The organism is Klebsiella sp. CN_Kp113 (assembly GCF_040064585.1).
Taxonomy (GTDB): domain Bacteria; phylum Pseudomonadota; class Gammaproteobacteria; order Enterobacterales; family Enterobacteriaceae; genus Klebsiella; species Klebsiella michiganensis.
The window spans coordinates 120,378-140,261 of record NZ_JBEAID010000020.1 but is presented as its reverse complement, the minus strand read 5'-3'; the positions used below and the strand labels follow the sequence as shown (position 1 = coordinate 140,261).

The 19,884-nt window shown below is 58.3% G+C and carries 24 protein-coding genes and 1 pseudogene; 11 read left to right on the top strand and 14 right to left on the bottom strand.

Translation table 11 applies throughout. The annotated features are described in order from the left end of the window. From ABLV30_RS13030 to ABLV30_RS13005, 6 genes are all read right to left on the bottom strand, one after another. Window positions 1-145: BMC domain-containing protein (locus ABLV30_RS13030; protein WP_048996074.1), on the bottom strand; the 145-nt coding region annotated here is incomplete at its 3' end. Between the two features lie 17 nt (window positions 146-162). Continuing rightward, window positions 163-441 (bottom strand): BMC domain-containing protein, encoded by a 279-nt coding sequence (locus tag ABLV30_RS13025; RefSeq protein WP_004098239.1) that lies wholly within the window; start codon window positions 439-441, stop codon window positions 163-165. A 404-nt stretch (window positions 442-845) separates the two neighbouring features. After that, complete coding sequence (locus ABLV30_RS13020; RefSeq protein WP_004098240.1) at window positions 846-1,364, bottom strand: FidL-like protein; 519 nt, start codon at window positions 1,362-1,364, stop codon at window positions 846-848. Then, on the bottom strand, window positions 1,361-2,161 hold the full coding sequence (locus ABLV30_RS13015; protein ID WP_064358752.1) for a winged helix-turn-helix domain-containing protein: 801 nt from the start codon (window positions 2,159-2,161) through the stop codon (window positions 1,361-1,363). The genes ABLV30_RS13020 and ABLV30_RS13015 overlap by 4 nt, the downstream gene beginning before the upstream one ends. 145 nt (window positions 2,162-2,306) lie before the next feature. After that, window positions 2,307-2,891 (bottom strand): TetR/AcrR family transcriptional regulator, encoded by a 585-nt coding sequence (locus ABLV30_RS13010; protein WP_004098242.1) that lies wholly within the window; start codon window positions 2,889-2,891, stop codon window positions 2,307-2,309. A 147-nt stretch (window positions 2,892-3,038) separates the two neighbouring features. Further along, window positions 3,039-3,821 (bottom strand): NAD(P)H-dependent oxidoreductase, encoded by a 783-nt coding sequence (locus tag ABLV30_RS13005; protein WP_064375699.1) that lies wholly within the window; start codon window positions 3,819-3,821, stop codon window positions 3,039-3,041. An 87-nt stretch (window positions 3,822-3,908) separates the two neighbouring features. On the opposite strand from ABLV30_RS13005, the gene ABLV30_RS13000 reads away from it, so the two are divergent. The 4 genes and pseudogenes from ABLV30_RS13000 to ABLV30_RS12985 all read left to right on the top strand — a co-directional run bounded on the left by ABLV30_RS13000 (window position 3,909) and on the right by ABLV30_RS12985 (window position 6,091). Then, the gene (locus tag ABLV30_RS13000; RefSeq protein WP_348865606.1) at window positions 3,909-4,817 is read left to right on the top strand and encodes a LysR family transcriptional regulator; all 909 of its coding nucleotides are present in this window, start codon (window positions 3,909-3,911) and stop codon (window positions 4,815-4,817) included. Then, a complete protein-coding gene (locus ABLV30_RS12995) occupies window positions 4,811-5,254 on the top strand; it encodes a FosA family fosfomycin resistance glutathione transferase (protein WP_265801728.1) in 444 nt (147 codons plus the stop codon). Before ABLV30_RS13000 ends, ABLV30_RS12995 begins: the two co-directional genes overlap by 7 nt. Before the next feature lie 259 nt (window positions 5,255-5,513). Further along, window positions 5,514-5,802 (top strand): annotated as a pseudogene (locus ABLV30_RS12990) (BrnT family toxin). Next, window positions 5,789-6,091 (top strand): BrnA antitoxin family protein, encoded by a 303-nt coding sequence (locus tag ABLV30_RS12985; protein ID WP_014227757.1) that lies wholly within the window; start codon window positions 5,789-5,791, stop codon window positions 6,089-6,091. The pseudogene ABLV30_RS12990 and the gene ABLV30_RS12985 overlap by 14 nt, the downstream one beginning before the upstream one ends. 120 nt (window positions 6,092-6,211) lie before the next feature. Here the strand turns inward: ABLV30_RS12985 and ABLV30_RS12980 are convergent, their stop codons facing one another. From ABLV30_RS12980 to ABLV30_RS12970, 3 genes are all read right to left on the bottom strand, one after another. After that, the gene (locus ABLV30_RS12980) at window positions 6,212-7,555 is read right to left on the bottom strand and encodes an APC family permease (RefSeq protein ID WP_046878035.1); all 1,344 of its coding nucleotides are present in this window, start codon (window positions 7,553-7,555) and stop codon (window positions 6,212-6,214) included. Next, window positions 7,552-8,463 carry an acetamidase/formamidase family protein gene (locus ABLV30_RS12975; RefSeq protein ID WP_154920075.1) on the bottom strand — a complete coding sequence of 304 codons (912 nt, stop codon included), beginning with the start codon at window positions 8,461-8,463 and terminating at the stop codon, window positions 7,552-7,554. Before ABLV30_RS12975 ends, ABLV30_RS12980 begins: the two co-directional genes overlap by 4 nt. Window positions 8,464-8,905: 442 nt before the next feature. Next, complete coding sequence (locus tag ABLV30_RS12970) at window positions 8,906-10,330, bottom strand: PLP-dependent aminotransferase family protein (protein ID WP_049082924.1); 1,425 nt, start codon at window positions 10,328-10,330, stop codon at window positions 8,906-8,908. A 177-nt stretch (window positions 10,331-10,507) separates the two neighbouring features. On the opposite strand from ABLV30_RS12970, the gene ABLV30_RS12965 reads away from it, so the two are divergent. The 4 genes from ABLV30_RS12965 to ABLV30_RS12950 all read left to right on the top strand — a co-directional run bounded on the left by ABLV30_RS12965 (window position 10,508) and on the right by ABLV30_RS12950 (window position 13,656). Next, window positions 10,508-10,672 (top strand): DUF1127 domain-containing protein, encoded by a 165-nt coding sequence (locus ABLV30_RS12965; protein ID WP_064507003.1) that lies wholly within the window; start codon window positions 10,508-10,510, stop codon window positions 10,670-10,672. Between the two features lie 391 nt (window positions 10,673-11,063). Beyond that, on the top strand, window positions 11,064-11,528 hold the full coding sequence (locus tag ABLV30_RS12960) for a MarR family transcriptional regulator (protein WP_014227766.1): 465 nt from the start codon (window positions 11,064-11,066) through the stop codon (window positions 11,526-11,528). A 6-nt stretch (window positions 11,529-11,534) separates the two neighbouring features. Continuing rightward, complete coding sequence (locus ABLV30_RS12955; RefSeq protein ID WP_004098264.1) at window positions 11,535-12,602, top strand: HlyD family secretion protein; 1,068 nt, start codon at window positions 11,535-11,537, stop codon at window positions 12,600-12,602. Beyond that, window positions 12,592-13,656, top strand: a complete 1,065-nt coding sequence (locus ABLV30_RS12950; RefSeq protein ID WP_004098265.1) for a DUF2955 domain-containing protein — start codon at window positions 12,592-12,594, stop codon at window positions 13,654-13,656. The genes ABLV30_RS12955 and ABLV30_RS12950 overlap by 11 nt, the downstream gene beginning before the upstream one ends. Window positions 13,657-13,658: 2 nt before the next feature. On the opposite strand, the gene ABLV30_RS12945 is transcribed toward ABLV30_RS12950, so the two are convergent. After that, a complete protein-coding gene (locus ABLV30_RS12945) occupies window positions 13,659-14,573 on the bottom strand; it encodes a LysR substrate-binding domain-containing protein (protein WP_049102130.1) in 915 nt (304 codons plus the stop codon). Between the two features lie 312 nt (window positions 14,574-14,885). On the opposite strand from ABLV30_RS12945, the gene ABLV30_RS12940 reads away from it, so the two are divergent. The 3 genes from ABLV30_RS12940 to ABLV30_RS12930 are packed head-to-tail and all read left to right on the top strand — an operon-like array spanning window position 14,886 to window position 17,153. Then, window positions 14,886-15,569, top strand: coding sequence for a nucleoside recognition domain-containing protein (locus tag ABLV30_RS12940; protein WP_014227768.1), 684 nt, complete (start codon window positions 14,886-14,888; stop codon window positions 15,567-15,569). Next, a complete protein-coding gene (locus ABLV30_RS12935) occupies window positions 15,562-16,029 on the top strand; it encodes a YjiG family protein (RefSeq protein WP_004128539.1) in 468 nt (155 codons plus the stop codon). Before ABLV30_RS12940 ends, ABLV30_RS12935 begins: the two co-directional genes overlap by 8 nt. A gap of 20 nt (window positions 16,030-16,049) precedes the next feature. Next, entirely contained in the window at window positions 16,050-17,153 is a 1,104-nt protein-coding gene (locus ABLV30_RS12930; RefSeq protein ID WP_221842223.1) for a M20 peptidase aminoacylase family protein, read from the top strand. A gap of 59 nt (window positions 17,154-17,212) precedes the next feature. Here ABLV30_RS12930 and ABLV30_RS12925 read toward each other — a convergent pair whose 3' ends face one another. The 4 genes from ABLV30_RS12925 to ABLV30_RS12910 all read right to left on the bottom strand — a co-directional run bounded on the left by ABLV30_RS12925 (window position 17,213) and on the right by ABLV30_RS12910 (window position 19,713). Further along, window positions 17,213-17,467, bottom strand: coding sequence for a DUF3343 domain-containing protein (locus ABLV30_RS12925; protein WP_014227770.1), 255 nt, complete (start codon window positions 17,465-17,467; stop codon window positions 17,213-17,215). Further along, entirely contained in the window at window positions 17,464-18,231 is a 768-nt protein-coding gene (gene yjiL / locus ABLV30_RS12920; RefSeq protein WP_014837323.1) for a putative 2-hydroxyacyl-CoA dehydratase activator YjiL, read from the bottom strand. Before yjiL ends, ABLV30_RS12925 begins: the two co-directional genes overlap by 4 nt. A gap of 8 nt (window positions 18,232-18,239) precedes the next feature. Further along, window positions 18,240-19,391, bottom strand: coding sequence for a double-cubane-cluster-containing anaerobic reductase (locus ABLV30_RS12915; protein ID WP_025108164.1), 1,152 nt, complete (start codon window positions 19,389-19,391; stop codon window positions 18,240-18,242). Window positions 19,392-19,473: 82 nt separating this feature from the next. Further along, entirely contained in the window at window positions 19,474-19,713 is a 240-nt protein-coding gene (locus ABLV30_RS12910) for a DUF2164 domain-containing protein (RefSeq protein WP_009652824.1), read from the bottom strand. Window positions 19,714-19,884 lie beyond the last annotated feature (171 nt).

Here is a 19,884-nt window from a genome sequence, read left to right as displayed (position 1 = left end):
CGCCTTTCACCATCGCGGTGACGAGGCCGGAGCCGACGTTTTCATAGCCAATCAGTTCCACGTTGGCGGCTTTACACATCGCATCCGCCGCTTCGATACAGGCCACCAGCCCTTTGGTTTCAATCAGACCTAATGCATCACCCATTTGCGTTCTCCTGGCCATCAGGCCTTGTGTTTAATGACGATTTTGTTGATGTCGTTATGCGGACGAGCGATAACCAGCGAGGTCACCACTTCACCGATGCGCTGCGCGGATTCGACGCCGGAATCCACCGCCGCTTTCACTGCGCCGACGTCGCCCTTCACCATCACGGTCACCAGCCCCGAGCCGATGTTTTCATAGCTAATCAGCTCGACGTTGGCGGCTTTACACATCGCATCCGCGGCTTCAATGCAGGCCACCAGACCTTTGGTTTCGATAAGCCCTAATGCATCACCCATGGTTTCTCCTCCAGAACAGTTTTGTGATTCGGAAAACCGACCGCGTAACGGCGTCAGGACGCGGATGCGGCGTTCGGGATTCACTATAGGGAATGGCGAGTGAAGTGAAATTTAAATCTGCTAGAGTGGTATTTTTAGTCTTTTGCTCTGTGATTTAGGTTAATTAAGGCGCTGATTTATGCATTTGTGCTGCGATGGCGGGGCGAATTGAGTGACGATTGTGGCGCTTTTTTCACCATTTAACCGGAGGCGGATTGATGTTAATAAGTTGCTAATTTATTGCAGATCGGGGGTAATTTGACGATGTATGAAGTGTGGGGGGGATCGCGTTTTCTTCGGCAGGCTAAATGCAAAACGTGCGGTTTTACTAACGGGAAAGTGAGGAAGGAAAAGCGGGTGTGAGCTTAGTCAAGCTTGCTGCCGGACTTCAGCGTGCAGACGTAGAGCGGGGAGTTGATAGAACTGAGAAGAATGGCTTTCTCATTGAGCTTCTGCGCGTTGAGGAACAGGCCATCGTGGCTGTCGGACATCTCGCGCATAAAATAGTCGAAGATCACGTCAGGCGACTCATCGATGGACGAGGCGCTGGATTCCCACTTGCTGATGCGATAGTGGCGCTCGGTGGTGGAGATGCGTTTGCTGGTGTAGCTAAATTTGACGTAGCGCTGGAGATAAAGCCAGCCGGCGGCGGAATCGGTGTAGCCCTCGACGACCATCGACCCTTTGCCGTTGGCGGCAAAATTGAAATGGATATTGCCGTTAACGTTCTCCTTCTCCATATTCTCAAAGCGCATAATCGCTTTGGTCGAGCAGCTCATCACCCCGCCGTTTTCGACCGGCAGCAGCTTCCAGGCGCAGAACCCGGCGGCGGCAATAAATACCAGGCTGGAGAGGGCGAAAAAGGGGCGCGGGGCGAGTCTCATTGCGGTTTCCATGAATAGTAAAAATAGTTATCGCAGTAGCTGAACGGGTTATCTTCATGCATCGCGCAGTGGGCGAGGAATACCCGGCCCAGGCCGTTGGTTTCCAGCCGGTCGCCATAGAAGAAGACGAAGCGTTCGCCGGGCTTGCATTCCAGCTTCAGGCGCTGGCGCACGGCATCAAAATTCTTGCCGTAGGCGGTTCCGGCAACGGAGCGCAGCATCTCATCGCTGGCCAGCAGCTCGCACTGGCTGTGGCGCATTTGCGTCAGGGTGATGGGGTGCGATGTGCTGCCGCCGAGAAAACTGCAGACCACCAGCAGCAGGGCGATAGTGAGCAGGCAGCCGCCGGCGAGATACCAGCAGGTACCGCGCGCGTGGCGGCTGGAAACGGTCTTTTGTTCTTCCGGGACTGCGGCCGGGTCTGGCTCGGCTTCTGCCGCGGGCGGCTGCTCCGGCTCCGGGCTGGCGTCGAGCCTCTCGATGGTGAGATCCGGATTGAGCTGCAGCAGTCCGCGCGACACGGTGACGATAATGTTGTCGATATCGTAGTGGCGAAAGGTTTTGCGCAGCATGCTCAGGTACTGATTGAGATTGCTGTTGGATGAGGTTAACCCGTTGTCATCCCAGACTTTTTTAAGCACCTCATCGCGGCTGACCACCTCGGTGTGGCGCAGGAAGAACCACAGCAGCGCGTTGGCGGTGATGGACAGCTGGCTGTCCGCCTCATCGCTTCCCGGTAACGTTAGCGTGCCGTCCATTGCATCATAAATAAGACGGCCATGGATGTTATAGCGCATCGTGGCCTCAATCTATCACGTCATACTTCACGTTGCTGGTGCGTTGGCTGCGTTCGCTCACCTTGGTCACATAGTTATCTATGCTCCCAGGGATTCGCTCCCTTGCCGCCTTCCTGCAACGCGAATTATTTAGTGTATATATGCTTCACGCAGGAAGCGTCATCTTCGTCAGATCGCTGACCAGCGACTGCCGGTGCCCGGGGCTCATGGTGCGCCCCTCGGTTAATTCCGATAGCCAGATGCCGTCCGCCGCATAGCGCACCAGCGTGCCGGTATGGCTATTGTCCAGTTCATCGCCTTTCGCCAGATGGTCCAGCATCCAGTCGCGCCAGCATTTTCGCAGCACCGGTTCATCCGGCATGGCCAGCGACAGCACCATCAGCTGGCGGCTCTCCTGGGTATCCGTGAGTTCCGGCGCCGACAGATAGCGCAGATAGGCGCGGGTAAAGCGGCCATAAGAGACGTTATCCGCGGCCATAAGCTCTGCAATCGCCTCTTCCATAATCGCCAGCAGGCGGGCAAAGAGGGCGAAAATCAGCGCCTGCTTGTTGGGGAAATGGTGCAGTAAACCGCCTTTGCTGACGCCCGCTTCGCGCGCGACGGCGTTCAGCGACAGCGAGGCGATGCCGTCCCGGCCGGCGATGGTGGCGGCGGATTCCAGCAGTTGCTTATGCAGGCGGACGGGATCTTTTTTACGATGTTGGGCTTCCATATTCATGGCCCGAATCATACCGACCAGACGGTATGATTATTCTTGATCGCTATCAATATGCGAAGGGGCGCAGCGGGGCGGGATGACGTTATTGCGTGGAGGCTCACAGTTCACCTTATGAATTGTGGCGATATTCGCCGCGCCGCGAATATCACCCACCGAGATTCACACAGGCTTCACGTGGATAGCGAGGCCGTTTTCGCCCGGCGCCAGCTCCGGACGCAGGTTCAGAGAGGGGATCAGATAGTCGCCGTGATTCTGCCGACGGAAGGGAATGGGCGGCGTTTCGGAGAGGGTATCCAGCCGCCGGGCCAGCGCCTCGCGCAGCGTGGCGAAGCGCTGTTCATCGAGTTTGTCGGTGCGGTAGAACACCACCGGCGGCAGCACCTCAAAGCCGGGATAGAACAGCATCCCGTGCTGAATGGGGAACAGGATGTCGTCGATAGACCCGTTAATTCCGCGCGGCGCGTAGTGCTCCGCCCATCCGCCGGCGGTAACGACCAGCATCGCCCGTTTCCCCGCGAACGTGCCTTCGCCGTAGCGATCGCCCCAGTGGGTTTCGCTGTGCTCGCCGACGCCGTAGGCAAAGCCGTAAGCGTAGACCCGATCAATCCAGCCCTTCATGATGGCGGGCAGCGAAAACCACCACAGCGGGAACTGAAAAATCACCGTATCGGCCCACAGCAGCTTCTCCTGTTCGCCCACGATATCCGCGCTTTGCGTGCCGTTAGCGAAGGCGTACTGCGAATCCCGCGTTGCCCGCCAGCTTTCACCGACCGGCGGGGCGCTGCTGTCATCGGCATCAAATCCTGCCTTCCAGCGCATGGCGTAGAGATCGGACACCTGCACGTCGTGGCCGGCGTTTTGCAGATGCTGGACGGTAAAATCTTTCAGCGCGCCGTTAAGCGAATGCGGTTCAGGATGGGCGTAAACCAGTAGTATTTTCATTGAAATCACCTCAGAGCAATGGAGAGCAGCAGAGTAGAGTCGGCGACGCTATAGTAGAAATGAATTGCTTCAATGACAGGTATAGTGATGGTTAATCTGCAGGGGCTGGATCTCAATTTGCTGCGCACGCTGAACGTTCTGCTCAGCGAAAATAACGTCACCCGCGCGGCGCAGCGCCTCAACCTGTCGCAGCCGTCGGTCAGCGTGCAGCTGGCGCGACTGCGCGAGATTTTCGCCGACCCGCTGCTGCTGCCGGGGCCGCGCGGAATGCAGCCCACCGCCCGCGCCGATGAACTGCGCGGGCCGCTGCGCGATGCGCTGCTGGCGCTGGAGCTGGCGGTAGCGCCGGTTCAGCCTTTCGACCCGGCCACGGCGGCGCAGACCTGGCGGGTGGCGGCGACGGACTATATGGCGTCGGCGATTTTGCTGCCGGTGCTCAATACCCTGCGCATCGCCTCTCCGGCCAGCCGCCTGGCGCTGTTTGAGCTACAGCCCGCGCGGCTGGTACAGCAGGCGGATCGCGACGAAGTGGATCTGTTTTTTCACACGCGAGACGGCGCGCCGCCCGGGCTGCATCAGCGTTTGCTGTTCCGCGAACGCTACGTGCTGGCGGGTAGAGCGGGGCACCCGGCGCTGCGGTCGCCATTAAGCCTGGCGCAGTTCTGCCAGCTGGAGCAGGTGATTGTCTCGCCGGACGGCGGAGGATTCAGCGCCGCGACCGATAGCGCGCTGGCGAATCTCGGGCTGGCGCGGCGGGTTGTCCTTTCCGTGCCACATTTCCTGTTTATGCTGGAGACGCTGCGCAACAGCGAGCTGGTGGCGGTGCTGCCGGAGCGGCTGGTGCGCGGAGCAGAGGGGCTGACGGTGGTCGAACCGCCGCTGGCGGTCGCCGGGTTTGAGATGCTGATGCTGTGGCACGAGCGCTGGCACCGCGGTCCGGCGCACCGGTGGCTGCGCCAGCAAATCGTAACGTCATTAGAGGAAAAGCCATGTTAAGCGGATTAAATCATCTGACCCTGGCGGTCAGCCAGCTGGCGCCGAGCGTGGCGTTTTATCAGCAGCTGCCGGGGATGACGCTACGCGCCCGCTGGGATAACGGCGCGTATTTCTCCTGCGGCGACCTCTGGCTGTGCCTGTCGCTGGACCCGCAGCGGCGCGTCATTTCGCCGGAGGAGAGCGACTACACCCACTACGCGTTCAGCATTGCGGAGGCGGATTTCGCACTTTTTGCCGGACGGCTGAATGCGGCTGGCGTCCCGGTATGGAAAACCAATAAAAGCGAAGGCGCGTCGCGCTATTTCCTCGACCCGGACGGCCACAAGCTGGAGCTGCACGTTGGCAATCTCGCCCAGCGCCTGGCGGCGTGCCGGGCGAAGCCCTATAAAGGTATGGTGTTTTTTGGCGAGGACGAACAGGCGGCCGGGAACCCGTAGCCCGGCTAAGCGCAGCGCGAGCCGGGGAAAAGCTGAGGCTGCATTGCGCGTTGTTTCCCCGGAGGCGGCGCTTGACGCGCCTTGTCCGGGCTACCGGCCCGCAGACGGCTGGGAACCTGTAGCCCGGCTAAGCGCAGCGCGAGCCGGGAACATCTTTTACAATTCCTGCTTTAAAAATGTGAAGTTTTTTCCAACGTTGAGAGTATTATCCCTGGATAATTGTCTATGCTTTTTTGTATATACAATCAGGATGAATATGATGCCAATGGAGTTTGAATGGGATGCGAACAAGGCAATAAGTAATCTAAGAAAACATGGAATCCGGTTTGAAGAAGCGGTGCTCGTCTTTGACGATCCCCGGCATCTTTTCCCGACAGGATCGTTATGAGAATGGTGAATATCGCTGGCAAACTATCGGCCTCGTTCATGGGATCATTGTTATCATGGTTGCGCATTCGGTCCGTTTTGAAAGTGGAACAGAGGTCATTCGTATTATCAGCGCCCGGAAGGCGGACAGCAAAGAGAGAAATCGTTATGAACATGGTTAAACATAAACGTGACAATCCGGATACGCTTACGGCTAAGCGAGACGATGAGCTTAAAGCGCTGGCCAACAAAACGGATGATGAAATCGATTATAGCGATATTCCCGCCACAGACGACGCACAGTGGTCAGATGCCGTACGCGGTAAATTTTACCGACCGCTAAAAACTCAGGCTTCTGTCCGTATTGATGCCGATATTATGGAGTGGCTTAAACGTCCCGGGAAAGGTTATCAAACGCGACTGAATGCGATCTTAAGAGAAGCGATGATTCGCGATCTTAACAAGAAATAGCCTGCCTCATGATTACCCCGGAGGCGGCGCTTGACGCGCCTTGTCCGGGCTACGGGCCCGCAGACGATGGGGAACCTGTAGCCCGGCTAAGCGTAGCGCAAGCCGGGGAGATAAATCGCGTTAGCCTTCCAGCTTCAGTTCCACATTGCGCTTGAGCACCAGGCGCATCAGCAGGTAATAGACCACGCCAACCGCCAGCCAGCTCAGCCCCAGCACCTTCGCCTGCGCGTCCATTTCATAAATAACAAAGCCGATAATGCACAGCCCCACCACCGGGAACAGCAGGTGTACCACCAGATTGCGCGATTTCTGGCGAATGATGTAATGGTTTATCACGGCAATGTGCAGCACCAGGAAGCCCATCAGCGCCCCGAAGTTCACCAGACGGCTGAGGTTATCGATATCGCCGTAGAACCAGAGGCCGGAAGCCAACGAAATCAGCGCCACAAACAGGGTGCTGACGTAAGGCGTTTTCAGCCGCGGGTGCACTTTCGCCAGCAGCTGCGGCAGCTGCTTGTCGCGCGCCATCGCAAACAGAATACGCGACACGGCGGCCTGCGCCACCAGGGCGTTAGCAATCCCCCAGGAGATCACCGTCGACCACATGGTGACGTACTTCAGCCAGCTGCCGCCCGCCAGATTCGCGGTATCGTAGAAGGCGGTATCGAGGCTGCTGAACGTCATGCCCTGCGCCAAATCGGCGGCAATCCACGTCTGCAGGATAAACAGCGAACCGACCAGCATCAGCGCGCCCAGCGACGCCTTACCCACGGTATCTACGCCGCCTTTCGTTTCCTCCGACAGCGTGGAGATCCCGTCGAAGCCGAGGAACGAGAGCACGGCGATGGAGACCGCGCCCATCACCAGCGGCAGGCTGAACTTATCGGCGTTGTAGAGCGGGTCGAGGGTCAGATGGCCCGCCCCGGCGCCGGAGTAGAGCGCAATCAGCCCCAGCACGACGAACACTGACAGCACCACGATCTCCGCGATCAGAATCGTGTTATTGGCGCGTGCGGTAAAGGTAATGCCGCGCAGGTTAATCAGGCTGTTAATCGCGATAAAGCCGACAATCCACAGCCAGCCCGGCACGCCCGGCAGCATGGGCGCCAGCGCCGCCGCGCTGACGATATAGAGCAGCGACGGCACCAGAATATAGTCCAGCAGGATCAGCCAGCCGGCAAAAAAGCCGACAATGGGATGAATCCCGCGTTGGGCATAGGCGTATACCGAACCGGAAACAGGGAACGCGCGCGACATCGACCAGTAGCTCATGGCGGTAAAGAACATCGCCACCATGCCGATGAGATAGGCCAGCGCCACCATACCCTGCGCGCCGTCCCAGACGTAGCCAAAGACGCCAAACGGCGCGATGGGCACCATAAAAATCATGCCGTAGACCAGCAGATCGCGGAAGGTCAGCGCCCGATGCAGCTCCTGCTTATAGCCAAATTGTTCAACGCTCATGCCTGCTCCCCTTCGATGCTCAGGGAGAGCTGTTCAGCCACTGATTTCGGTAAGGCATAACGACAGGTTTTCAGCGGATCGACTACCTGACAGATTTGCAGGTCGCCGGCGATGCTCAGAATACTGATCGCTTCAGCCAGCGTCAGGGAGGTATTGTCGGCGATAAAGTGCGCCATATTGCGGGTGGCCAGGGCGGCGGCATCATCGAGGGTCAGCGCCGAGGCGAGGGTAAACAGGGTCTCGCTGTTTTCGAGCATCGGCAGCGGCAGGCGGCGGTTTTTAACCACCGTCAGTTCGACCAGCACTTCGCCAGGGATTTCCAGACCGCAGACCGAGACTTCGCCATCGCCCATCGCGGCGTGTAAATCGCCCAGCCCGAACAGCGCCCCGGGAACGTTGACCGGCAGCCACAGGGTGCTGCCGGCGGTGATCATTTTGCAGTCCATATTGCCGCCGTGGCTATCCGGCGTGCCGCAGGAGATGGCTTCCCCGGCAGGCGCGACGCCGATCACGCCGACCATCGGGTTGAGCGGGACGCGCACGTTGCCGGGCAGCACGGCATGGTCGTTTTCAATGGGCACGATGGTGACCTTCGGGGCATCAAGCTCGTCGCCAATCACCCCCAGCTGCGGCGCGGTGACCATCACCGCCTGCTGGCTGCTCAGGGTAATGCGCTTGATGGTCACCTTGAGCGCATCACCAGGCTCGGCACCCTCGACGTAGACCGGCCCGGTCGCCGGGTTAATACGCTGCCAGTCCAGCTCGTTGAACACGGCATCGGCGGAGGTGATTTGGTCGGAGAAGCAGTCGCAGGTTTCGAACAGCACTTCACTTCCGCTGCTGACGGTAGCGACAGGAGTGTTATCCCGCGACATGGCGTAAACCACCCGATCTTTGGTTATTTTCATGACATTCATCCCGGTTATATTGTTGTGTTTTTTATATTTAGAGTTTCCCGCAGGGGGATGAGTGAATTTATCGGGATTATCACAGGAAGGCAATCAGGTCAGTTTTTTCAAAAATAAATGGTATATATTTGCTGGTGAATCAGGCGGTTGTATATTTTAATTTGATGTTTTTATATGCTGGTTATTAAGTCGTTTGACTATTCAATATCTTATTACTGGTTGTCAGTGTTTCATTATTTACTGCTATTAATCGTTTATATAGCAGATTACTCTGCGAAAATTTACGTGCTGGTAATTTAGCGCAATATGCCGTGGGGGTATTGATGATAATGCCAGAGTATTTGGACTCTCACAGAGGGGAACCCGGAGGCGGTGCTTGCGCACCTGTCCGGGCTACCGGCCCGCAGACGGCGGGGAACCGGTAGCACCGGCCAGCGCAGACTCACCCCGGCGCCCACTCCATCGCCACCTTCACCGCCATTCCCAGCTGCACCATCACCTCTTTATGTTTATCTGTCGGCGGCAGGGCGCAGTTGATCCTTAAGCAGTTGCGATATTTCCCGGATGCTGAAAACAGCGATCCCGGCGCGACCTGGATCTTTAGCCGGCACAGCTGCTTCGCGACGCAGACCATGTCCACCTGCTCCGGCAGCTCGACCCACAGCATAAAGCCGCCTTTCGGGCGGGTAACGCAGATCCCGCAGGGGAAAAACTCCCGCAGCCAGCAGGTGTAAATCTCCATATTACGCTGGTAGATCTGCCGCATCCGCCGCACGTGGCGGTGATAGTGGCCTTCGCGAATAAAATTACAGGCCGCCAGCTGGGTGGAGGGAACGTTGGTGCCGCTGGCGGCATACTTCATCTGCAGCAGACGATCGTAATAACGGCCGGGGGCAATCCAGCCGATGCGCAGGCCGGGAGCGATGGTTTTAGTAAACGAACTGCAGAGCATCACCCGGCCGTCGATATCCCAGGAATGGATGGTGCGCGGGCGCGGGTATTCGGTTGCCAGCTCGCCGTAGATATCATCCTCAAAGATAACGATATCGTGGCGCTGGGCGAGGCACAGCGCCGCCCGCTTGCGGGCATCCGGCATGATAAACCCCAGCGGATTATTGCAGTTGGGGACCAGGATCACCCCTTTGATCGGCCATTGATCGAGCGCCAGCTCTAACGCCTCGATGCTGATCCCGGTTTCCGGATCGGTGGGGATCTCGATGGTTTTTAGCCCTAATCCGCGCAGCATCTGCATGGTGCCGTAGTAGCAAGGGGATTCAACGGCGACGATATCGCCGGGCTGACACACCGACAGCAGCGCCAGCGACAGCGCGCTGTGGCAGCCGCTGGTGAGCACCAGATCGTTGGCGGTGACCACCGATCCGCCGTCGAGCATCAGGCGGGCGATCTGTTCGCGCAGCTCGCGACGTCCGGCCAGCTCGTCGTAGTTCAGCACTTCGCTAAGGTTGTGCTGGATTGCCCGGCTCAGCTCGCGCCAGATAGGCTTCAGGCTCGGCTGAGTGACGTCCGGCGAGCCGCCGCCGAAGGGGATAATCGATTTATCGTGGCGGGCGTCGAGCATGGTCAGCACCTGATCCCACTGGGTGATCTCGACGGGGCGCTGGACCGGACGCGACATCGGCGGTACCGGCGGCTGGGCTTTACGCGGAGCCACGAAATAGCCGGATCGCGGCTGCGGCACGATCAGCTGCTGCTGTTCCAGCATCTGGTAGGCCTGCTGAACGGTGCTGATGCTAACGCCGTGTTCTTGGCTCAGGCTGCGCACCGACGGCAGCTTTTCGCCGGGGCGATACAGCCCCTGTTCGATGCGTTCTGCCAGCAGGCTGGCCAGATGTTGATAGCGGGTCATGCTGTATCCTTGATCGTCGCCATACAGATCAATAAACCAGTACAGATTGGCGGTAAAAATGAGGTCTGCTGTACGTTTTAGCGAATCTGTATGTTAAAGAAAAGTATTTTGTGAATCTGTATTGTTTAGCCCCGGATCCGTGAAGATAAAGCCTCTGGCAAGGTGAGGAGGTAGAGGATGGAATTTCACGAGAATCGGGCAAGACAGCCGTTTATCGGCTTCGTATTTCTGGCGCGGGTGATCAAAAAATGGTGGCTTCGCGAACAAACGCGCAGAACATTGCAGCGTATGAGCGACGAACAGCTAAAAGATGTCGGGCTGCGTCGGGATCAGATCAATTAAAAAGTGCGATTTGTTACCCGGCATTTTCCCGGAGGCGGCGCTTGACGCGCCTGTCCGGGCTACCAGACCGCGCAGAGCCGTAGCCCCGGTAAGCGTGAGCGCGACCGGGGATTTCCCCGGAGGCGGCGCTTGACGCGCCTGTCCGGGCTACCAGACCGTGCAGAACTGTAGCCCCGGTAAGCGTGAGCGCGACCGGGGATTTTCCCGGAGGCGGCGCTTGACGCGCCTGGTCCGGGCGACCAGACCGCGCAGAGCTGTAGCCCCGGTAAGCGCAAGCGCGACCGGGGATGATACATTCATAGAATTTATCAATTCATGCTTATCCACTCGTCGTTTCTTGATACTTATCGTGATAAGTATTATTTTCCTCACCGTTAAGTGAGGAAAAAAGATGACCGAAGACGACCTGTTTGCCCGCCGCCCGATGGGCATGCGCATGGCGATGGTGGTGCGCCAGTGGCGCGCGATTATTGATTCTGCCATTACCGACACCGGCCTGACCCAGTCAAGCTGGACGGTGCTAATGCAGCTGCACCAGCTGGGTGATAACGTCTCGGTCAGCGAGCTGGCGGAGGTGCAGGGCATTGAACTGCCGCCGCTGATGCGCACCCTCACGCAGCTGGAAAAGCAGGGCTATCTGCTGCGTTCTACATCGCCTTATGACAAACGCATACGCCTGCTGACGCTGACGGCGGAAGGCCGCGCTATTCTGGAGAAGCTGAACCGCGTGATTGAGACCTATCAACAGCGCGTCACCGAAACTATCCCTGAAGCGCAGCTCGCCGCCTTTAGCGCTACGTTAAATCAAATCGCCTGCAATCTGCGGACTATCCGCGAAGAAGATAACAAGATCTAAAACACTATGATGACCCCTGAACAGAAATTTGCCCGCTGGGTAAGGGTGAGTATTGCCGCCTTCCTGGCCATATTCGCCTGGTTTATCGTTGCCGATATCTGGATCCCGCTCACGCCGGACTCCACCGTGATGCGCGTGGTCACGCCGGTCTCGTCGCGCGTCTCCGGCTATGTCTCCCATGTTTATGTGCACAACAACAGCCAGGTGAAGAAGGGCGACCTGCTCTATGAACTGGACCCGACGCCGTTTATCAATAAAGTGGAAGCGGCGCAGATCGCCCTTGAACAGGCGAAACTCAGCAACCAGCAGCTGGACGCGCAGATCGCCTCTGCCCGCGCCAACCTGCGCACCGCCCAGTACACCGCGCGCAACGATAAGGTGACCTTCGATCGCTACCAGCGCCTGAGCACCATGCAGAACGTTTCCCAGTCGGATCTGGATAAAGTGCGTACCACCTGGCAGACCAGCGAGCAGTCGGTCAGCGCGCTCAACGCCAGTATCCAGAATCTGCTGATCCAGCGCGGCGAGCGCGACGATGGGCGCAACGTCACGCTGCAGAAGTACCGCAACGCGCTGGAAGAGGCGCAGCTTAACCTCGGCTGGACGAAGGTCCGCGCGGAAACTGACGGGATGGTGAGCAACCTGCAGCTTAACCCCGGTCTGTACGCCACCGCCGCCACGCCGCTGCTGGCGCTGGTGAGCAATCAGACCGATATCGTCGCCGATTTCCGCGAGAAGAGTCTGCGCCACACCGGCGTCAACACCGATGCCGCGGTGGTGTTTGATGCGCTGCCGGGGAAAGTCTTCCCGGCGCACGTCACTAGCAGCGATGCCGGTATTCTGGCCGGACAGGAAGAGGTCAATGGCCAGCTGTCGCAGCCGGAGCAGTCCACCCGCTGGGTGCGCGACGCGCAGCGCATGCGCATTCACGTCGCCCTGGACGAGCCGCTGGATAAGCCGCTGCCCACTGGCGCCCGCGCGACGGTACAGCTCTATAACAGCGATGGCCCGTTCGCCCGTACCTTCGCCGGCGCGCAGATCCATCTGGTGAGCTTCCTGCACTATGTCTATTAATACCCTGGCGCGGGTCTTCACCCCGCACGGCAACATCGTCTACACGGCGAACGATTTTCGCCAGACGCTGCGCATCGCCGTGGCCGGCACTATCGCACTGAGCATTTCGACCTTCTACGACGTACAGTACGGCGTCTTTTTCGTGGTTTATCCGCTGATGCTGCTGTCGCTGGTGCCGGTATTTAACCGTCACGTGGCGCGGCAGTTTGTGTTCAGCGCAGCGGTGAACTGCGTCGAAATGGTATTAATCGTCGGCTATCTGTCGCAGTGGCCGGTGATTATGACGCTGGTGGTGTTTGGCCTGTACGTGATGCGCTTTCGCTTTATGAGCCAGGGGCCGCTGTTTCTGCTGGGGTCGATGGGCGTGGTGTGTCAAAGCACGATGCTCAACTTTATGAGCTATCCCACCAGCAACTGGCACACCCTGATGTTCTCCAATATGGAGGCCTGCGTGATGGCGGTGGCGCTCAGCGCGCTGCTGAACTACTTCATCCCGGACGTTGAACCGCGCAAGCCGCCGCCGCGCATTGAAAAAGATGCTGCCCGTATTCGCCACGAATCGCTGCTCTCCGGCAGCGTGGCGACAATGATCTTTGTGATCTTTCAGGTCTGCGATCTGAGCGACTCGCTGTCGGCGCTAATGGCGGGGATTTTAATTCTGTTCCCGATGCACTATCGCGGCGCGGTGATTAGCTCGATCTGGCGCGTGGTGGGGGTGGTGCTGGCCTGCCTTTATATCCTGGTGGTGCAGCTGATTATCTACGACTTCAGCAATCATATGGTGCTGATGATGCCGCTGATTGGTCTCGGCCTGGCGTTTAGCGCCCGCCTGCACGTGATGGAGAAGGTGGGGGCCGGCGTTGGCTTCGCCAGCATTACCACCATCGGCATCATGTTCGGCCAGAACCTGCATCCGGACCAGGACCTGGTGTTCAGCGATCTGTACCGCATCACTTCCGTCACCGTGGCGCTGATCGTTACGCTGACCATGGTCTTCCTTATGCATCGGCTGCTGAACTGCTTTGCGCCAACCCGATTCGTAGTGACCGAATAAGCTCAGGCCGCCAGCGCCCGCTGCGCGTCCCGAAAAGCGTTGTGCAGCAGCCGCCACATATGATGCGCCGCCGGGGAAAAGCGGCGGTCGGAGTTGCGTAGCAGGTGGCACTGGGCGCTGCTGGCGATGGGATGATCGATGGGGACCGCGGTCAGAATACCGTGGGCTATTGCTTCCCGGGCGGCGTATGCGGTCATAAAAGAGATCCCCAATCCCGCCTGGCTCAGGCTCATGGCGGTGGAAAAGAGGTTGCAGCGATAGGCCGGATGAAACTGCCGTCCGGCGGTTTTAAACATGGCGTTCATATGGCGCTGCAGGCCAAAGCTGTCGGTGAGCGCGATCAGGCGATATTGCGTAAGCTCATCGATGGTGACGGCGGGCAGGGCAGCGATGGGATGCTGTGGCGAGACCACGGCGCAGATAGGGCCCCACTGAAAGCTGTGGCGTTTAAGCTCCGGGTTGCCGATGGGGCCGAAGGCGACCGCCATATCCGCTTCGCCGCTGGCGATATCGTTGAGCATCTCCTGCATGCTGCCGACAATAATATCCACGAACACGTTAGGCCAGGACTGAGAAAAGGTGCTCATCACCGATTCAATAAAGGTGGTGACCAGCCCGCCGCCAATCCTCACCGAGATAGTCCCGCCGCGCATATGGCGTAAATCCTTCAGGTGACTTTCCAGCTTTTCCCGGCGCTGACGGCTTTCGTAGTAGTCCTCCGCCAGCAGACGTCCGGCTTCGGTCAGCACCACGTTTCGTCCCTGGCGTTCCAGCAGCGGCAGCTCCAGCGCCCGTTCCAGCTGCGCTATCTGGCGGCTGATGACTGACGGGTTGATGCCCAGCATATCGGCGGCCCGGCGAATGCCTCCCTGAATCCCGACTTCATACAGATAGCTCATCGGCCTCTCATGCAACATCGTTTCTCGCTCCTTTGTTGACCTGTAGTCAACAATAACACCCTTTCACAGGTATTTATCATCCCGGCAAGTTATAGATAATCGTAATTCGGACAAAAACTGACAGGGAGGAAAATTCTCATCGCTTATTCCCGGCGCGCTATTAAGGCGGCAAGGCTCGGGGAGTTGAAGAATAAGAAATGGTGATGATGCTGATTAAGGGAATATGGAAAAGCTTATCAGTGAAAATAATAAATTCGAATAACAATAAATTGACATAATTTCAAATTGCAAACAATCGCACTAACATTTCATTATGTGAGAGGACAGGGTATGAGTGAAAATAAAACGTTGGAATGTTCCTCCGACGAAACGACAAATGAGTGGAAAGTCGGGCCCGGAGCCTGGATTTCACTGATCGTCGTATTGTTAGTTTTCTCCGGGTTGCTGTTTAAGGTTGAGGGCATGGCCTGGCTGGGGGCGTTTGACTTTACCACCCTCGGCGGCGCGTTCGGCACCATGAAAACGCCGGAAACCAACACCTTTATCGGCAGCGGCGGCATCAGCGCCAAGGCCGGCTTCCTGTTTGCCCTGTCGCTGGTGCCGACGGTGATGCTGGCGCTGGGGCTGCTGGAGATATTTACCCACTACGGCGCGATCCGCGCGGCGCATAAGCTGCTGACCCCGCTGCTTCGCCCGCTGCTCGGGATCCCGGGTTATACCGGCCTGGCGCTGATTACCGATTTACAGAGTACCGATGCCGGCGCGGCGCTGACCAAAGAGCTGTATGATAGCGACAAAATAAATCGTAAGGATCTGGTTATTATGGGCGCCTGGCAATATTCCGGTGCCGGTCTGATTAATAACTACTTCTCGATTGGCTCAGCGCTTTTCGCTTCGTTAACCATTCCTATCATTATTCCGCTGCTTTTAATGTTTGTGCTGAAATTTGTCGGCGCGGCAATCACGCGTCTGGTTCTGAATACCGCTTATAAAAGGGATTTTGAAAATGAATAATTCGGCAAAAGTCGGCAGTAACCCGTTCGATATTTTCGTTATCGGCGCGCGTAAAGGATTTAATATCGCCATCAACAATCTGATGCCGAATGTATTAATGGCCTACGTGATCGCTGAAATGCTGAATTTGCTCGGCGTGATGCAGATCATCGGCCACGTCTGCGCGCCGCTGATGGGCCTGTTTGGCCTGCCGGGTGAAGCCATTACCGTATTGCTGACCTCCTGGCTTTCCGCCTCTGCGGGAACCGGCGTGGCGGTGAGCCTGTTGAGCAAAGGCACCCTCAACGTGGCGGATATCACGATTCTCATCCCGGCGATTTTCCTCATGGGTTCGCAGCTTCAGTACATGGGGCGCCTGCTCGGCGTGGCGGATGTCCCGAAAAAATATTGGCCGCTGCTGATGGCGGTGAGCATTATCAATGCCGTCATCGCCATGCTGGTCATGCGCGTGATTGCATAATAGAAGGCAAGGAGTAAGACGTGTCGCGAACTTTAGAGCATTTCAACTATCTGCATCAAATCCCTGAACTGGGCTTTGAGGAGCACAAAACGTCGGCATACATCGGCGATGCATTAGAAGCCGCGGGGTTTCAGGTTCAGCGCAACGTCGGCGGCACCACCGGCATTGTTGCGCTGCTGGATAGCGGTAAGCCGGGGCCGGTCGTGGCGCTGCGGGCGGATATGGATGCGCTGGGCCATATCATCGATGGCCGCTTAGAGGCTCTCCATACCTGTGGTCATGACGGGCACTCTTCGGTGGTGTTGACCGCCGCGGAAGAGATCCTCGCCGAAGGGCTGGTGAAGCGCGGGAAGCTGAAAATACTCTTTCAGCCCGCCGAAGAGCTGGGCACCGGGGCGATCGCGCTGACGGAAGCGGGCGTGCTGGACGACGTGGAGATGCTGTTCGGCTTCCACCTCAGGCCGCTGGAGGAGTGTCCGAAGGGCAAGGCGGTGCCGGCGATGTACTACTCCGCCTCGGCGACGGTGATGGTCGATTTCCACGGCAAAGCCGCGCATGCCGCCCGGCCTCACCTGGGCGTTAACGCGCTGGATGCCGCGTCGCACGCGGTGCAGGCGGTAAACGGGATTCATCTGGCGCCTTCGCTGACCTGGAGCGCTAAAGCGACGCGCTTTCTGTGCGATGCGGGGGTTACCAACTCGGTGCCGGCGAAAGCGCACGTGTGCTGGGATCTGCGCAGCGCGGAAAATGACGGCATGGCGACGCTGAAAGAGCGGGTGGTGCGGGCGATAGAGAGCAGCGCGGCGGCTTACGGCGCCACCGTCGATATCCAGATCGTCAAGGAGATGCCCGCCGCGATTATCGACGAACAGGCTACGGCTATCGTCAGCCAGGCGATCCGGGAAACGTTTGGCGAAGCCGGCTTAACGGAAGCGAAGAGTACGCCGGGCAGCGAGGACTTTTTCCACTACCTGCGCCTGCGTCCACAGGTGAAGGGCGGGTTCTGGGGGCTGGGCTGCGACCTGCTGCCGGGGCTGCATCATCCGGAGATGCACTTCGACCGCGCCGCGCTGGCGGATGGCGTGCGGGTGTTTAAATCCTGCGTTCGCCAGCTGCTGGGCTGAGGGAACAAACCCGGATATTGTGCTCGCTGTACGCCGCCGGGCGATGATTCGCGCCCTGGTTACGCCTGCGGCGGAAACTGAGCCAGCAGCTGATAATCATCCCCGGCGACGCGAAACAGGGCTTCCGTTTGGCCGGGGAGAATCCACTTCTGTTCTTCGCCCGGCTCACAGCTCAGATAAATGCAAAGCCCGCAGCCGCCGCGCAGCTGGCGCGGAATGTCCTTCACCCGGAAGGACGCTCCCGCCGCCTGCAGGGCTTTGCGCATCCGCACTACCCCCACCGTTGAGTGAAATAAAAACAGATATTCCGTCACCGGCGGCTCCTCTGACGTAAGCCGATCAGCGCCGCGCCGATCGCCCCGGCAAACTGCGCGTCGGGATGCGTCTGCACCGCCATACCCACGTGCCCCTCCAGCCTCCGCGCGAAGGCCGCGCAGTGGCTGACGCCGCCGGTAAACAGCAGCGGCCCCTGCGCCGACAGACGGCCGATAAAATTGGCGCTGCGTCGGGCCATGGCGTTGATCACCCCGGCGAGGATCGCCTCCGGCGGCACCCCGGCCGAACGCAGGCTGATGACCTCGGATTCGGCGAATACCGTGCACATGCTGGTAATCGCATGGGGTTCAATACCGTCGGTGATGCTGTCGAGCTGCTCGACGCTGGCCCCCAGCGTACGCGAGATCACCTCCAGAAAGCGCCCGGTGCCCGCCGCGCATTTATCATTCATCAGGAAATCGGTGAGATTACCCGCCTCGTCCAGCTGGATAACCTTGCTGTCCTGGCCGCCGATGTCGATGACCGTGCGGGTCTGCGGGGCCAGCAGGCGCGCGCCGAGCCCGTGGCACGAGATCTCGGTGACCTGCTTATCGGCGAAATCCACCAGTTGGCGACCGTAGCCGGTTAAGGTTAAAAAGGGGCGCTCGCTCAGGCCTGCGCGGAGCGTTTCCCACGCTTCAACGATGGCGTCGGCGGGGCGAAACGGCGTCGGGCAGAGAAAGCGGCGCTGAATCACGCCGTCTTCAAGCAGGATGCCTTTGGTGGCGGTCGATCCGGAATCAATCCCTACGGTAATGGTCACGCGCGCTCCTAAAGCATCTCGATAAAGGCCGCCACGCGGGTGCTGAGCTGGCCGATATCCGCCGTCGAATAGTCGGTCTCAATGGCGATATAGGGGATGTCGTGCTGCTGGCGCACGTGGCGTTTTATCGCCAGCGATTCCACCGCGTAGGTGTGGCAGGCCTGCAAAATGACATCCACCACGCCGTCCGCCTGATATTCATCCACCATCTGGCTGAGCAGGGACAGGCGCTGGTCGTTCGGCGAAATACAGGAGCAGCCGATGGCGAGATATTTATCGGTCAGGGCGTCGTAAACGTCACCCGTCTCCTCCACGCAGCGCTCGGTGGCTTTCGCGCCGGTGCAGTTTTCAAAACCGACCACCCAGCCGCCGTTGTCCTCAATGGCTTTCACCACTTTTTCCGCCGCGCCGCCGATCGGGCAGCCGGTGATCAGAATACGCGGCCGCGCCTCCAGCCGTTTGCCCTCTTGCCACTGCTGGCGTACCCGATCGGCCATGTCGTTGAGCTCATCGATCAGCGCCGCTTTATCGAAGCGGAAGGTCGCGCCGTAAACCACTTTTAAGATATCGCTGCCGCTGAGCGCGGGCGGGTTGAGCTGCCCGACGCGATAAAAGTTCGCCAGCGCCCGCCGTTCGCGGTTCTTGAGGATAATCGCCTCGCGCAGGGCGGCTTCGGTAATCGGCGTACCAAAGCGATCTTCCACCACCTTCTGCAGGCGCAAAATTTCCGCTTTCCACAGCGCTCGCGAGGCATCATCGCTGGCGCTGTTCGGCAGCTGCATCACGTGCACGGCTTTGAATTCGGCCATGTATTCATACATTTTCTTTTTGCCGTCGCAGGTGGTTTCGCCCACCACGAGGTCGGAAAAGTAGAAGTAGGGGCATTTGTCGGTCTTGCCAAAACCGTAGCTGCTTTTTATCAGCGGACAGAGGTTGCGCGGCAGATCCTTTTCCGCCTCTTCAATCGTCTCGTCGGAGGTGGAGCACAGCGACACCACCACCGCGCCGGCGGCCAGCGGAATTTCCTGCGGCATAAAGGTGCAGTAGGTGCCAACCAGCGGTATGTTTTGCTCTTTAAGCTCCATGACCGTGAGGAAACCCTGCTGGCGGGCTGCGGAGAAGTGGTCAAAAATGGCGGGTAGATCGGTGATAAGCGACATGGTTTTCCTTCCCCGTACACGGGAGATGATGAAAGAGGTCGCATTATAACCCTGTTTACTGTGGGTATTTATTGATCTTCCGCTAGTAGACTTTTTTCAGATCCATCTCTTCCTGAATCCGATCGCCCCACGCAAGGTGGGTGGCGATGGCCGCATCAATCCCGGCGTTATAAAACATTGGACCCAGCTCTTTCGCAATAAAGTCGACAAAGAATTCCGCGTCAAATTGCTCCAGTTCCAGCTCAAAATTCTCTTCGCAGTATTTAGACAGCTTCTCGCGAAGCAGATCGCGTTGCGGCGGGCTGAGATCGATATCGCTCATGGCGTTCCTTAATCAATATTGTTACGGTGGATCGGGGCTGCTGATTATATCCGATTGCGGAGAGTCAGTTGCGATATGGCGTGATGTTTTTGGCCGCAATAAAGGATATTGATGACCTCGCTCGGCGGAGAATTGTGACTGAGATCACAGGACTCCCGAGAAAACGAAGAT